This window comes from Micromonospora mirobrigensis (genome assembly GCF_900091555.1).
In the GTDB taxonomy this organism is placed as follows: Bacteria; Actinomycetota; Actinomycetes; order Mycobacteriales; family Micromonosporaceae; genus Micromonospora; species Micromonospora mirobrigensis.
Genome location: NZ_FMCX01000001.1, coordinates 681,702 through 694,458, shown reverse-complemented (window position 1 = coordinate 694,458; position 12,757 = coordinate 681,702). Strand labels below are relative to the sequence as shown.

Genomic DNA, 12,757 nt, shown 5'->3' with positions numbered 1-12,757 from the left:
CATCTGAGGAACTAGCCGGCCCTTTTACCTCGGTCTCGGTCACCGACCGGCAGAGTCGGGCGGTATGCGAGGTAACGAATGGTTTCCCGGATGTGGAACTTCTCCGCGTCCGAGACCGCCGGGTCGACCAGCCGGCGCAGCAGCGCGGCCACGTCGGGATCCATCTCCGCGCTGGTCGCGACGGTCGGGGCGGGGGTGGTGCGGTCCCACCCGAGCGCGCCGAAGGCGGTCGCCGGGTTGAGCCCGAGGCCCTCGCAGAAGGCGACCACCCGCTCGGCCTCGGGATCGCTGGCCCAGTCGCCGCGTACCCAGCGGTTGATGGTCTGCCGGGAGACGCCGGTGCGTCGGGAGACCTCGCTGCCGCTCCAGGCCCGGGTCGCGCGGGCGTCGTCGAGCGCCCGGCGGACGAAGGTGGCGAAGGCGATCTTCCGCGCGTTGTTCGTCTCGGTCACGTCGTGACGGTACGACCAACCGCTGACAGTCGGCCGCCCCGGCACGCTGTTGTCACGCCTGCGGGACGGATCTCCCGATGGTCCGGTAAACGATTCAGTGCTGCTCCTGAGGGGTGTCACCCGGCCAGACTAGGTGCCCGCACGGATCGGAGTAACCGGACGAAAAGCTGATACTGTCACGTTCATGGGACAATCTACGGTGTGTCACGTGCTTGAGACGATCAGTGCTCACATGCGTCACGCCTCCGGCGCGAGGGGGGAGCGGTGACCGAACTCGCCACCCGTGCCCAGGCCTTCGGGCTGATTGCCGAGGGAGTGGCCGCGGGACTCAGCGCGCCGTGGCGCCTCTACCTGGCCCGCGGCTGCCGCTACCTGTCGCTGAGCGTCGGCGACCGGCCCGAGTGGGACGCCTGGCGTACCCACCTCGGCTGCCCGGAACTCAACGTCCGGGTGTACGACGCCGGCGGCGAGATCCGGCGCTCCTCCACGGCCGAGGTGGTCCTGGACGGCTGCCGGATCACCGTCGAGCTGGTCGAGGAGGTCACCACCGACGACCTCGAACGGCTGCTGGTGGTCGGCCCCACCGGCGCCGATCCGGAGGACCGGTGAGTCGCCGCCCCGGGCCGCCGGCCCGTCGCGTCGCGCCGTGCCGACCGGGAGCCGCCGGATGAGCCCGTTCCTCGCCGTCGTCCTGGTGCTGGTGCTCGGGGCGACCAGCTACGCCGCCGGCCGGCTGCACGGCCAGCTCAGCTACCGGATCGGCTACCGGTTCGGCTACCGGCAGGGCTACTTCGACGGGGACCGCGGGGCGTGGAACCGGCGCCGCCGCGACGCCCAGGCCGCCATCGCCTCGGCGCTGTCCACCTCGGCCGCGTCCGCCGCCTCCCGGTCGGCGGGCACCACGAGCCGGCCGGGCACCACGTACACCGGCTCCTCGTTCAGCGCGCCCGCCGCCGCGGTGACCGGCCGGCACCCGACCGGGACGCTGGTCCGGCGACAGGGCTGAGCCGGACCCTCGACACGGTGCGCCGTCCGCGGCGGACGCGCACCGTCGGGACACCGTCTCCACCGGTGACGGTGTCCCCGCCGGCCGGGGTGCGCGCAGGGGGCATGCATCCCGGCCGGTTCCGCCGCGCGCCGTTCACCTCCCGGTCGGATGAGATCCACGTGCACCACTAGCCGACGCGCCCTCGCGCGGCTAGCGTCTAGACATGGCGCGGGGTTCTCCCGGGCCAGCCGGTCAGCCCGGACCTGCGACCTCGCGCACGGGGCCCGCATCCGACCCCGTGTCCCACCGGGCACCGGAAGAGGCGGACTCGGGTGGCCGGGTGCCCATCCGCGGAGCAGGCCTGTGACCACTCGCCGTACCACCTCCGATGCCGACCAGACCCCGGCCGCGACGGGCGCGACCCGCCGCACCACCCGCGCCCGCCGAGCCGCGACCGCGCCGGCCGATCCCAAGGAGCCCCGACCATCCGGCCAGGCCTTCGTCCTGGACACCTCGGTCCTGCTCTCCGACCCCGCCGCGTTCCACCGCTTCGCCGAGCACGAGGTGGTGCTGCCGCTGGTGGTGATCTCCGAGCTGGAGGGCAAGCGCCAGCACCCGGAACTCGGCTGGTTCGCCCGGCAGTCCCTGCGCATGCTCGACGAGCTGCGGGTGCGCCACGGCCGGCTGGACCGCCCGGTGCCCGCCAACGACCAGGGCGGGACGCTGCGGGTCGAGCTCAACCACACCGACGACGGGGTGCTGCCACCCGGCTTCCGCAACGAGTCCAACGACGCGCGGATCCTGTCGGTGGCGCTCAACCTCGCCGCCGAGGGCCGGCAGGTGACCCTGGTCAGCAAGGACATGCCGCTGCGGGTCAAGGCCGCCTCGGTCGGCCTGCCCGCCGACGAGTACCGGCACGGTCAGGCCAGCGACCCGACCTGGACCGGGATGGCGGAGCTGGAGCTGGCCGAGGAGCAGATCGGCCGGCTGTACGCGGGCGAGACGCTCGACCTGGACGCCGCCGCCGGCCTGCCCTGCCACACCGGGCTGGTGCTGCACTCGACGCGCGGCTCGGCGCTGGGCCGGGTGCTGGCCGACAAGACCGTCCGGCTGGTCCGCGGCGACCGGGAGGCGTTCGGGGTGCACGGCCGCTCGGCCGAGCAGCGGGTCGCGTTGGACCTGCTCCTCGACGAGTCGATCGGGATCGTGTCGCTGGGCGGCCGGGCCGGCACCGGCAAGTCCGCCCTGGCGCTCTGCGCCGGCCTGGAGGCGGTGATGGAGCGCCGCCGGCACAAGAAGGTGGTGGTCTTCCGCCCGCTGTACGCCGTCGGGGGCCAGGAGCTGGGCTACCTGCCCGGTTCGGAGTCGGAGAAGATGTCGCCCTGGGCGCAGGCGGTCTTCGACACCCTCGGCGCGTTGGTGCACGAGAACGTGCTGGAGGAGGTCACCTCCCGGGGCCTGCTGGAGGTCCTGCCGCTGACCCACATCCGGGGGCGCAGCCTGCACGACGCCTTCGTCATCGTCGACGAGGCCCAGTCGCTGGAGCGCGGCGTGCTGCTCACCGTCCTGTCCCGGATCGGCCAGGGCTCCCGGGTGGTGCTCACCCACGACGTGGCGCAGCGGGACAACCTGCGGGTCGGCCGGCACGACGGCGTCACCGCGGTGATCGAGGCGTTGAAGGGGCATCCGCTGTTCGCGCACGTCACGCTCACCCGTTCGGAGCGTTCTCCGATCGCCGCCATGGTCACGGATCTGTTGGAGGACATTCCGCAGTGAGGTCGCCGACGGGCCGGTTCTGAGGGACTCCGTCCGCATTCACCTTGTGGCGCAAGTCACAAATTGGCCCGTCGGTTTCCCATCGGCCTCACTGTGCGCAATGGTGTCCTGCGGGCGCCCATGCACCACGGAGATCGTCGATGATCGTTTCGCCAGCCGGCGGCGGGCATCGGTGAACGCCAGTGCATCGGCTGCGACCGGCTTGAGGTCGGGGCGCTCGCGGCGTGGACGGGCCCGGAGACGGCCGGTTCCCGCCGCGTCCTTGCCCCCGACGAAGGGACCACTTCGTGAGTCGGCTGTGGAGCCGGTTCGGCGCCCGTACGGCCGCTGTCGCGCTGCTCTCCGTGGGCGTTGCCGGCGGTTTCTACCTGGGCGAAGACCGGGAAGTCCAGCAGCAGGGCCTGACCGAGCAGGTCGGGTTCCAGGTCGACCGGACCGAGTACGCGTACCAGCACGGCCGGCAGGCCGAGCACCGGGTCGACCTCGCCAAGCAGCGGGCCGCCGAGTACCAGGCCCGGCTGCGGGCCACCGCCGCGGCCAAGGAGGCCGCCGAGCGGGCCCGCGAGGCCGAGGTCGCCGCGGCGTCCCGGAAGAAGGACCGCGAGGAGGCCGCGGCCGCCGAGGCCAAGAAGAAGGCCGAGGAGGCCGCCGCGAAGGCGGCGGAGACCAAGCCGTACGACGGCCCGATCCCCGCCTCCTGCAACGAGTACAGCGGCAACCGGGCGGTCGGCTGCGCGCTGATGCTCTCCGACGGCTTCGGCATCGACCAGTTCCCCTGCCTGGACAAGCTCTGGACCAAGGAGAGCGGCTGGAACCACAAGGCCTACAACTCCTCGTCCGGCGCGTACGGCATCCCGCAGGCGCTCCCCGGCAGCAAGATGGGCTCGGTGGCCGACGACTGGAAGACCAACCCGGCCACCCAGATCAAGTGGGGCCTCGGCTACATCGAGGGCCGGTACGACAACCCGTGCGGCGCGTGGAGCCACTCGCAGAACAACGGCTGGTACTGATCCGGACCGGACGCGACGACGGCGGGGGGTGTGGGTCTCCACACCCCCCGCCGTCGTCCTGCCCGGGGCGCTCCGGTGGCGGGCGCCCCCGATTGCTGATACCAGTTGGTGCGTGACCCTTCACGGCCCGGCGGGCGACCCGCACCGGTTCGGCACCGAGGCGTTCTACGCATCCCTCGGCCGGGCCTTCGTCGCCATGTGTGCCGTGGTGCCGTTCCTCTTCCTGATCGAGGTGCTGGACGAGGGGTTGCAGGCCGGCTTCGACACCGCCGCCGGGATCATCCCCCGCCGCATCCAGGGGCTGGACGGCGTCTTCTTCTCGCCGTTCCTGCACCACGGCTTCGCCCACCTCTACAGCAACAGCGTCCCGCTGATCCTGCTCGGCACCTTCGTGCTCGCCGCGGGTGCCCGCCGGTTCCTCTGGTCCACCCTGGTCATCGTCCTGGTCAGCGGGCTCGGCGTGTGGTTCACCGGGTCACCGAACTCGGTGGTGGTGGGCGCCAGCGGGGTCATCTTCGGCTACCTCGGCATCCTGCTCACCCGCGGCATCGTCGAGCGGAGCTGGTGGAACTTCGCGGTCGCCCTGCTGGTCGGCCTCCTCTACGGCTGGCAGGTGCTCGGCGGCATCCTCCCCACCGACGAGCGGATCTCCTGGCAGGGGCACCTGTTCGGGCTGCTCGGTGGGGTGGTGGCGGCGGTCCTGTTCCGCCGCCGGCGCACCGACCTGACCGGGCCGTACCATCCGGAGTCCACGGTCCCGCTGCCCTGACCGGGGTGCCGACCCGCCGCCGACCGGCGGGCTGGGATGTCCTTGCCCCATTGGTCCGGCGGCCCTACCGTCGTCGTCAGCACCCCTGACCGGGAAGCGACGGTACGCACATGCGCCAGGTCGACGTTGCCGTGATCGGGGCCGGGCCGACCGGTCTCTTCGCCGCCTACTACGCCGGGTTCCGAGGGCTGTCCGTCGCGGTCGTCGACGCCCTGCCCGAGCCGGGTGGGCAGATCACCGCGATGTACCCGGAGAAGCTGATCCTCGACGTGGCCGGCTTCCCGGAGATCAAGGGGCGGGACCTGGTGGCCAACCTGGTCGCCCAGGCCGCCCCCTACTCCCCGACGTACCTGCTCGGCACCCGGGCGGAGAAGCTCGCCCACGTCGACGGGCGGCCCGTGCTCGGCCTGGCCGGCGGCGAACAACTCGACTGCGGTGCGGTCGTCGTCACCGGCGGGCTGGGCAGCTTCGTCCCGCGCCCGCTGCCGGTGGGGGAGAGCTTCGTCGGTGCGGGCATCGTCCACTTCGTACCCCGGCCCGCCGACCTGGCCGGCCGGGACGTGCTGATCGTCGGGGGCGGCGACTCCGCCTTCGACTGGGCGCTGACGTTGCAGCCGCTGGCCCGCTCGGTGACCCTGGTGCACCGCCGCGACCGGTTCCGGGCGCACGCCGCCACGGTCGCCCGGGTGCTCGCCCTGCCGGTGCGGGTCCTGGTCAACGCCGAGGTGGCCCGGCTGCACGGGGACGGCGCGGTGACCGCCGCCGACATCACCGTCCGCGGCGCGCCGGTGGAGACGCTGCCGGTGGACACGGTGGTCGCCGCGCTGGGCTTCACCGCGGACCTCGGCCCGCTGGCCGAGTGGGGGCTCGAGCTGGACCGCCGGCACATCCGGGTGGACAGCACGATGGCCACCAACCTGCCCCGGGTCTTCGCCGCCGGCGACATCACCGAATATCCGGGCAAGGTGCGCCTGATCGCCACCGGCTTCGGCGAGGCCGCCACCGCGGTCAACAACGCCGCCGTGGCCATCGACCCGGCCGCCCACCTCTTCCCCGGGCACTCCTCCGACGCCGTTTGAGCCCGGATCCTGGCCGAGTCGTGGCCGGATCTACATCCCTGCCCGTCAGGGTGAGGAGATGGATCGCGCCGACCGCGCCACCCTCGCCTGGCTGGGGCATCCGCTGACGGTGCTCGCGCTGATCGTGCTGGTGGTCAACGACCACCTGCTCAAGGCGGCCCAGCCGAGCTGGCTCACCGGCAAGCTCAGCGACGTCGCCGGGCTGGTGGTCGGCCCGCCGCTGCTCGCCGTGCTGGCCGCGCTCACCGTGCCACGGCTGCCGCCTCGGGCCGCCGCCGGGCTCGGCCTCGGCCTGGTCGGTGCCGGCTTCACCGTCGTCAAGAGCAGCGGGTACGCCGCAACGCTCGCCTCCTCGGCATGGAGCCTGGTCAGCGGTCCGTCGCTGGTCCGCGCCGACCGGACGGACCTGCTCGCCCTTCCGGCGCTGGTGATCGCGGCCTGGACCTGGCGACAGGCCCGCCGGGACCCGGTGACCGGCCGGTCGGCCCGACTGGTGCGGCTGCTGGTGCTGCTGCCGGCGGCGACCCTCGCGGTGGCCGCCACCAGTGCGTACTGGTACCCGGACGCGCAGCGGGCGATCGTCCTCGACGGCAACCTGGCCGCCGGCGTCGGGGGCAGCATCGGCGCGCGGACCGCCTCCCCGGTGGAGACCTGGCGGGTGAGTGAGGACGCGGGGTCGAACTGGCGGGAGCCCCTCACCACGGAGCAACGGCCGCTCGGGGTGGACGAGGGCCAGCTGCCCCCCGCGACCCCACCGCCGGTCCGGCAGGCCTGTGTGCCGGCCGAGCCGCGACACTGCTACCGCTTGGTCGACGGCAGGCTCCGGGTGCTGGAGAGCGCCGACGCGGGCCGGACCTGGCGGACCGCCTGGGAGGTCACCGAGGCGCAGCGGGCGATCCTGATCCGCAGGTACGCCGAGGCCGGGTGGTCCGGGGAGCGGGTCACCGGTCAGGAGTTGGCGATCCTCGACGTGGCCGGCGGCCGGCACGTGGTGCTGGTCGCCAACGGCCGGGACGGCTTCGTGCTGCGGGACGCCGAGGGGGCGTGGCGGCGGATCGGGTTCGCCGGGGCCAGGCCCGACAGCTCCGGGAGAACGGTCGACCTGCCCGCGCTCGGGGTCAGCACCCCCGCGCAGCGGCACGCCGATCCCGTCCGGGTCGGGCTGGTCGCGTTCCTGCTGAGCGTGCTGGTGCTGGTGGTGGCCGGCGCCCGGGCCGGTTGGCGACGGAGGACCGGGCCGGACGGCTGGCAGCTGGCGGCCGTCGCGCTGTTCCTGGCCGGTGGCGCGCCGCTGTCGCTGTTCGGTGTGGCGGGCGACGACCTGACCATCCTCTTCGGCTGTGCCGTCGGGGTGCCGCTGGTGCTGGCCGCCGGGCTGACCTCCCTGCTGGCGGCCCGGGCGGCGGCACCCACCCGGTGGACGGCGGAGGTGCTGCTGGCCGCCGCGCTCACCCTGGTGCTCGCCGCGTTGCCGCTGATCGGCTGGCTCTACGGCCGGCCGGCGTTCGCCTCGGCGGCCGTCGCGCTGGCGGTTCTGGCCGCCCTGCCGGGGCTGGGGCTGGCTTGGCGCGCGGGCCGGCTGGTGACCGTGCGGACCGCGGAGCGTCCGCCGCCGTACCCGGTGCCGGGAGCTCGGGCGGGCGGGCCGGGGTTCCCGTCGCCGGCTCCTCTCCCGCCGGGGCAGGGTGTCGCCGCGCCGGCTCCGCCCGGTAGCCCGGCCTCGGTGCAGATCGTCCGGCCGAACGTTCCCTTCGCCGCAGGGGCCCCTCCCGGCCCCGATGGCGATCCGGACCGCGCGGCCCGTCGGCCTGACCCGCCGGCGCCGCGACCGGGTGGACCGGAGCGCTGACCCCGGGCGACAGTCAGGGCAGGCCGATCAGGTCGGCCATCAGCCCGGTCTGGTGGTCGAAGTACGCCTCCCGGTGCGGCATGGTCCGGTTCAGCCGGCCGAAGAGCTCGAAGCTGATCAGCCCGAAGAGCTGCGTCCAGCCGGCCATGCCCCGGGCCAGCAGCGCCTCGGGCAGCCCGGGGAAGAGCCCGGCGGCCAGCTCGGCCAGGTCGGCGTGGACCTCGTCGGGCAGCTGCTCGGCGGGCCGGACGAGCCGCCCGTCGACGAAGCCGTCGCGGAGGATGCCGACCAGGGTGAGCGGGGGGCGGGACGCCGGCGCGACCGTGTCGTCGGGGGCGGCGTAGCCGGGGACCGGGCTGCCGTAGAGCAGCGCGTACTCGGCGGGGTTGGCCAGGGCCCAGTCCCGGGCGGCCCGGCAGGCGGCATGCCAACGTCCGCGCAGGTCGGGCCGGTCGCAGGCGGTGTCGGCCGCCTCCACGGCGTCGCCCAGGGCGTCGTACGCCTCGATGATCAGCGCGGTGAGCAGCTCGTCCCGGCTGGGGAAGTAGCGGTAGATCGCCGAGGAGACCATGCCCATGTCCCGGGCGACGGCCCGCAGCGACAGGTTGGCGCCATCGCCGGCCAGGTGGCGGCGGGCCACCGCCTTGATCTCGTCGATCATCTCGGCGCGTACCCGGGCGCGGATCGAGGGAGCGGGCATGCCGCCACTCTGCCACGGTCGGGAGCGGCAATCAAAACAGAGAGCACCGCTCTTGACGGGGCGGTGCCGGAGGTTCATGCTGGTGTCGTCGAGAGAGAGCACCGCTCTCGCTTCGGATCTGCGCTCAGGAAGGCGTACCCCATGTCGCTGCACGTGATCGTCGGCGCCGGCCCCGTCGGCACCGCCACCGCCCGGCTCCTCGCCGAGCGCGGGGAGCGGGTCCGGGTCGTCACCCGGCGCGGCACCGGCCCCGAGCACCCGGCCGTGGAACGGGTCGCCGCCGACGCCGGCGACGCCGACCGGCTCACCGCCCTCACCGAGGGCGCCACCGCGCTCCACAACTGCGCCAACCCGGCGTACCACCGGTGGCCCACCGACTGGCCGCCGCTGGCCGCCGCGCTGCTCACCACCGCCGAGCGCACCGGCGCGGTGCTCGCCACCGTCGGCAACCTCTACGGGTACGGGCCGGTCGACGGCCCGATGACCGAGCGGACCCCGCCCGCCTCCACCGGCGCCAAGGGGCAGGTCCGCAACCGGATGTGGGCGGACGCGCTCGCCGCCCACCGGGCCGGTCGGGCCCGGGTGACCGAGGTCCGCGGGTCCGACTATCTGGGCGTCGGCGGGCAGTCCCTGCCCATGCTGACCCTCCCGAAGGTCCTCGCCGGAAAGCGGGTGGTGCTACCGGTGGACTTCGACGCCCCGCACACCTGGACGTACGTCCCGGACGTCGCCCGTACCCTGGTCGCCGCCGCGACCGACGAGCGGGCGTGGGGCCGGGCCTGGCACGTGCCCAGCGCGGACGCCGTGCCGCTGCGGGAACTCGCCGTGCGGGCCGCGGCCCTGGCCGGCGCCCCGGCACCGAAGCTGACCCGGCTGCCCAGGCCGGCGCTCTGGCTCGCCGGCCTGGCCAACCCGTTCGCCCGGGAGCTGCGGGAGACCGCCTACCAGTTCGACCGCCCGTTCGTGATGGACTCGACCGCCGCCCGGGACACGCTCGGCGTCGCCCCGACCCCGCTGGACGAGGCGCTGGCCGTCATCGTCGCCGGACTGCGCGACGGCGCCGATCGGCCCATGCCGAGCGCTGCGCGCTGAGCCCACGCCCCGCGGCACGTGGCGCGGGGCGGGTGTTAAGAGGGGGCCCTTCCTATACCGGAAGCGTTAAGAAGGGGCCCCTCCTTACCGCCGGGGCGGGGGGCCGAGGGCGGCGATCAGCACCGCGACCATGGTGAGGGCCGCGCCGGCCAGCGTCGCCGGGCCCGGGTGCGAGGCGGCGGTGGGCAGCACCAGGTCCAGCAGGACCGCGCCGACGATCTGACCGGCGATGGTGGCCAGACCGAGCAGCAGGACGCCGGTGAAGCGGACGATCGCCGCGGCCAGCGCGATGAAGACGATCCCGATCGGGCCACCCAGGTAGAGCCACGGCTCGCTCGGGAGGGCCCCGGTCGGCAGACCCCGGACGGCCACGTCCACCGCGAACGTGACGAGCAGCGCCACCGTGCCGACGACGAAGTTGACCAGGGTGGCGGTCAGCGCGCTGCCGGCGGCCGCCCGGACCCGGCCGTTGACCGCCTGCTGCCAGGCGATGCCCACCCCGGCCAGCAGCGGCAACGCGGCCAGCGCCAGGGTGCCCGGGTCGCCCAGCCGGTTCCCCACCGCCAGCAGCACGGCCAGCACGGTCAGCACCGCGCCGGCCAGCCGGCTGGCGGTGACCGGCTGAGGCCCGGACGGGCCGATGCCCGCCCGGTCCACCGCCAGGCTGCTGCCGGACTGCCCGGCCACCACCGCCACCGTGAACACGGCGACGCCCAGGGTGCCGATGGTCAGGCCCTGGGTGGCCACCAGGAAGGCGCCGCACACGCCGCCGAGGCACTGCCACGGCCGCAGCGACCGGTCGGCCAGTGCCGCGCGCAGCGCGGCCAGCCCCCGCCGCCCACCGGGGGTGGCGGGGACCAGCACCAGCAGCACCAGCAGGCCCAGCCCGAACGAGACCACCGCGGCGGCGAAGCCGTCGGCCAGGCGTACGCCGAGTTCGCCGTTGATCCGGGACTGCACGGCCACCGCGACCCCGGAGACGCTCGCCAGCGTGACCCCGGCGATCCGGCGCGAGGTCGACGGGGTGGCCTCGGCCACCGTCCCGGCGGCGGTCACTCCTGCTCAGCCAGCGGTCGTCCGTCGAAGTCGACGGCCGAGTAGAGGGCGAGCTTCTCCAGCCGGTGGTACGAGTCGATCACCCGGATGGTGCCGCTCTTGGAGCGCATCACGATCGACTGGGTGTACGCCCCGCCGGCCCGGTAGCGGACGCCGCGCAGCAGGTCGCCGGAGGTGACGCCGGTGGCCACGAAGAAGCAGTTGTCCCCGGTCACCAGGTCGTCGGTGCCGAGCACCCGGTCCAGGTCGTGCCCGGCGTCCAGCGCCTTGCGACGCTCCTGCTCGTCCTGCGGCCAGAGCTTGGCCTGCATCGCGCCACCCATGCACTTCAGCGCGCAGGCGGAGATGATCCCCTCCGGCGTGCCGCCGATGCCCATCAGCACGTCGACGTCCGACTCACCGCGGGCGGCGGCGATCGAGCCGGCGATGTCGCCGTCGGAGATGAACCGGATGCCGGCCCCGGTCCGCCGGATCTGCTTGACCAGGTCGTCGTGGCGGGAGCGGTCCAGTACGCAGACCGTCACCTCGGAGACGTCGCTGCCCTTGACCCTGGCGATCCGGCGGATGTTCTCCGCCGGGCCGGCGTTGATGTCGATCACGTCCGCGTACGCCGGGCCGACCGCGAGCTTCTCCATGTAGAAGACCGCGCTCGGGTCGAACATCGCGCCCCGCTCGGAGACCGCCAGCACCGCCAGGGCGTTCGGCATGCCCTTGCTCATCAGCGTGGTGCCGTCCACCGGGTCGACGGCCACGTCGACCTCCGGTCCGGTGCCGTCGCCGACGACCTCGCCGTTGTAGAGCATCGGGGCGTTGTCCTTCTCGCCCTCGCCGATCACCACGACACCGCGCATCTGGATCGAGTTGATCAGCTTGCGCATGGCGTCGACGGCGGCTCCGTCACCGCCCTCCTTGTCGCCCCGGCCCACCCACCGGCCGGCGGCCATCGCCGCGGCTTCGGTGACCCGGACCAGGTCGAGGGCGAGGTTACGGTCGAGATCCTGCGGGATCCGCGTGCTGGTGGTTGTCATGGCGGCTCCTCCTCGCGACGTTGCGGGGTGGACCGGCAGGGGTGCGCGTCCCCACTGCCGGCTTTGTCGCTGATCCTCACACGTGGCCCAACGTAACGCCGGGGCGGGTCGCCGGTGGGCCGGATGCGGGCAACCGGGAGGCTGCGAAGATGGTGGGGTGGAACCCGCACAGCCAGCCGACCGCGTACCCGCCGACTCGACGCCGCCGGACGGCCAGCCCCCGGTGAGCCCGACCACGCCGACCACCGCCGCCGAGCCGGCCCGCGCCGAGCCGGCCCTCGTCGAACCGGCCGGGGAGCCGGCGCCGGCGCCCGACGACCCGGAGGCCACCGCCGCCCGGACGGTCGAGCACGACGTGCCCCCGGCCCGCCCCGCCGCGGCCCCGCCGACGGCGAAGGGCGGAAAGGCCCGCGCGGAGCGGTCACCGAAGGACATGGCGCTGTCGCTGCTGGTGCTGCTCGTCCCGATCGCGCTGCTGCTCGCCTTCTACCGCGGCTTCCTCGGCGGCGACCAGCCCACCGTGGTCGACGCCGCGCCGGCGTACGAGCAGGCCCGCGCGGCGAACGCCTTCCCGGTCAGCGAGCCGGCCGGGCTGGGCAAGGGCTGGCGGACCGTCAGTGCCGGATATCGGACGGTCGACGGCGGGTCGAGCCTGCGGATCGGTTACCTGACGCCGGAGGGGCAGGCCGCCCAGCTCGTGCAGAGCGACGTGCCGCCGGAGCGGCTGATCCCCGCCGAGCTGACCCGGGAGGGGCAGCCGCAGGGCCCCGTCGACCTGGGCGGACGCAGCTGGCAGCGGTACACGGCCCGGGGCAACGAGCAGGCGCTGGTGCTGCTGGAACCGGACCGGACGGTGATCGTGGTCGGGGACGCCCGGGAGAACGAGCTGCGCCAGCTCGCCGCCGCCCTGCGCTGAACCGGGCGATCGTCGGGGCCCCGGGATCGGCGCGGGTCGTCT

Annotated in this window: 13 protein-coding genes; 9 read left to right on the top strand and 4 right to left on the bottom strand. The window is 74.2% G+C overall.

From position 1 onward, the window contains the following. Nucleotides 1-11: 11 nt before the first annotated feature. Nucleotides 12-452, bottom strand: a complete 441-nt coding sequence (locus GA0070564_RS03265) for a helix-turn-helix domain-containing protein (protein ID WP_091602213.1) — start codon at nucleotides 450-452, stop codon at nucleotides 12-14. A gap of 264 nt (nucleotides 453-716) precedes the next feature. Here GA0070564_RS03265 and GA0070564_RS03260 point away from each other — a divergent pair, with 264 nt between their 5' ends. The 7 genes from GA0070564_RS03260 to GA0070564_RS30140 all read left to right on the top strand — a co-directional run bounded on the left by GA0070564_RS03260 (nucleotide 717) and on the right by GA0070564_RS30140 (nucleotide 7,923). Further along, nucleotides 717-1,061 carry a hypothetical protein gene (locus GA0070564_RS03260; protein ID WP_091602210.1) on the top strand — a complete coding sequence of 115 codons (345 nt, stop codon included), beginning with the start codon at nucleotides 717-719 and terminating at the stop codon, nucleotides 1,059-1,061. A gap of 58 nt (nucleotides 1,062-1,119) precedes the next feature. Then, entirely contained in the window at nucleotides 1,120-1,458 is a 339-nt protein-coding gene (locus GA0070564_RS03255; RefSeq protein WP_091602207.1) for a hypothetical protein, read from the top strand. A gap of 345 nt (nucleotides 1,459-1,803) precedes the next feature. Then, nucleotides 1,804-3,216: an RNA 5'-3' helicase PhoH2 gene (phoH2, locus tag GA0070564_RS03250; protein WP_091602204.1), complete on the top strand. Its 1,413-nt coding sequence runs from the start codon at nucleotides 1,804-1,806 to the stop codon at nucleotides 3,214-3,216. 287 nt (nucleotides 3,217-3,503) lie between these two features. After that, nucleotides 3,504-4,226, top strand: a complete 723-nt coding sequence (locus GA0070564_RS03245) for an aggregation-promoting factor C-terminal-like domain-containing protein (RefSeq protein WP_091602201.1) — start codon at nucleotides 3,504-3,506, stop codon at nucleotides 4,224-4,226. 112 nt (nucleotides 4,227-4,338) lie between these two features. Beyond that, nucleotides 4,339-4,995 carry a rhomboid family intramembrane serine protease gene (locus tag GA0070564_RS03240; protein ID WP_245669798.1) on the top strand — a complete coding sequence of 219 codons (657 nt, stop codon included), beginning with the start codon at nucleotides 4,339-4,341 and terminating at the stop codon, nucleotides 4,993-4,995. A 110-nt stretch (nucleotides 4,996-5,105) separates the two neighbouring features. Continuing rightward, nucleotides 5,106-6,074 (top strand): NAD(P)/FAD-dependent oxidoreductase, encoded by a 969-nt coding sequence (locus tag GA0070564_RS03235; RefSeq protein ID WP_091602198.1) that lies wholly within the window; start codon nucleotides 5,106-5,108, stop codon nucleotides 6,072-6,074. A gap of 58 nt (nucleotides 6,075-6,132) precedes the next feature. Continuing rightward, nucleotides 6,133-7,923 (top strand): hypothetical protein, encoded by a 1,791-nt coding sequence (locus GA0070564_RS30140; protein WP_091602195.1) that lies wholly within the window; start codon nucleotides 6,133-6,135, stop codon nucleotides 7,921-7,923. Between the two features lie 13 nt (nucleotides 7,924-7,936). Here the strand turns inward: GA0070564_RS30140 and GA0070564_RS03225 are convergent, their stop codons facing one another. Continuing rightward, nucleotides 7,937-8,623 (bottom strand): TetR/AcrR family transcriptional regulator, encoded by a 687-nt coding sequence (locus tag GA0070564_RS03225; RefSeq protein ID WP_091602192.1) that lies wholly within the window; start codon nucleotides 8,621-8,623, stop codon nucleotides 7,937-7,939. A gap of 141 nt (nucleotides 8,624-8,764) precedes the next feature. Between GA0070564_RS03225 and GA0070564_RS03220 the strand changes: the two genes are divergently transcribed. Continuing rightward, nucleotides 8,765-9,715: an NAD-dependent epimerase/dehydratase family protein gene (locus GA0070564_RS03220; RefSeq protein ID WP_091602188.1), complete on the top strand. Its 951-nt coding sequence runs from the start codon at nucleotides 8,765-8,767 to the stop codon at nucleotides 9,713-9,715. 84 nt (nucleotides 9,716-9,799) lie between these two features. Here the strand turns inward: GA0070564_RS03220 and GA0070564_RS03215 are convergent, their stop codons facing one another. Together GA0070564_RS03215 and glpX are read right to left on the bottom strand one after the other, a co-directional pair. Next, on the bottom strand, nucleotides 9,800-10,753 hold the full coding sequence (locus GA0070564_RS03215) for a DMT family transporter (protein WP_091604454.1): 954 nt from the start codon (nucleotides 10,751-10,753) through the stop codon (nucleotides 9,800-9,802). Between the two features lie 14 nt (nucleotides 10,754-10,767). Continuing rightward, a complete protein-coding gene (glpX, locus tag GA0070564_RS03210; protein ID WP_091602185.1) occupies nucleotides 10,768-11,799 on the bottom strand; it encodes a class II fructose-bisphosphatase in 1,032 nt (343 codons plus the stop codon). Nucleotides 11,800-11,956: 157 nt separating this feature from the next. On the opposite strand from glpX, the gene GA0070564_RS03205 reads away from it, so the two are divergent. Beyond that, nucleotides 11,957-12,715: a DUF4245 domain-containing protein gene (locus tag GA0070564_RS03205; RefSeq protein WP_091602182.1), complete on the top strand. Its 759-nt coding sequence runs from the start codon at nucleotides 11,957-11,959 to the stop codon at nucleotides 12,713-12,715. The last annotated feature ends 42 nt before the right edge of the window (nucleotides 12,716-12,757 follow it).

What these genes read in the sequence shown, in the direction of transcription:
- GA0070564_RS03255 (WP_091602207.1), top strand. Translation starts at nt 1,120, where the DNA reads ATGAGCCCGTTCCTCGCCGTCGTCCTGGTGCTGGTGCTCGGGGCGACC.
- GA0070564_RS03235 (WP_091602198.1), top strand. Translation starts at nt 5,106, where the DNA reads ATGCGCCAGGTCGACGTTGCCGTGATCGGGGCCGGGCCGACCGGTCTC.
- GA0070564_RS30140 (WP_091602195.1), top strand. Translation starts at nt 6,133, where the DNA reads ATGGATCGCGCCGACCGCGCCACCCTCGCCTGGCTGGGGCATCCGCTG.
- GA0070564_RS03225 (WP_091602192.1), bottom strand. Translation starts at nt 8,623, where the DNA reads ATGCCCGCTCCCTCGATCCGCGCCCGGGTACGCGCCGAGATGATCGAC.
- GA0070564_RS03220 (WP_091602188.1), top strand. Translation starts at nt 8,765, where the DNA reads ATGTCGCTGCACGTGATCGTCGGCGCCGGCCCCGTCGGCACCGCCACC.
- glpX (WP_091602185.1), bottom strand. Translation starts at nt 11,799, where the DNA reads ATGACAACCACCAGCACGCGGATCCCGCAGGATCTCGACCGTAACCTC.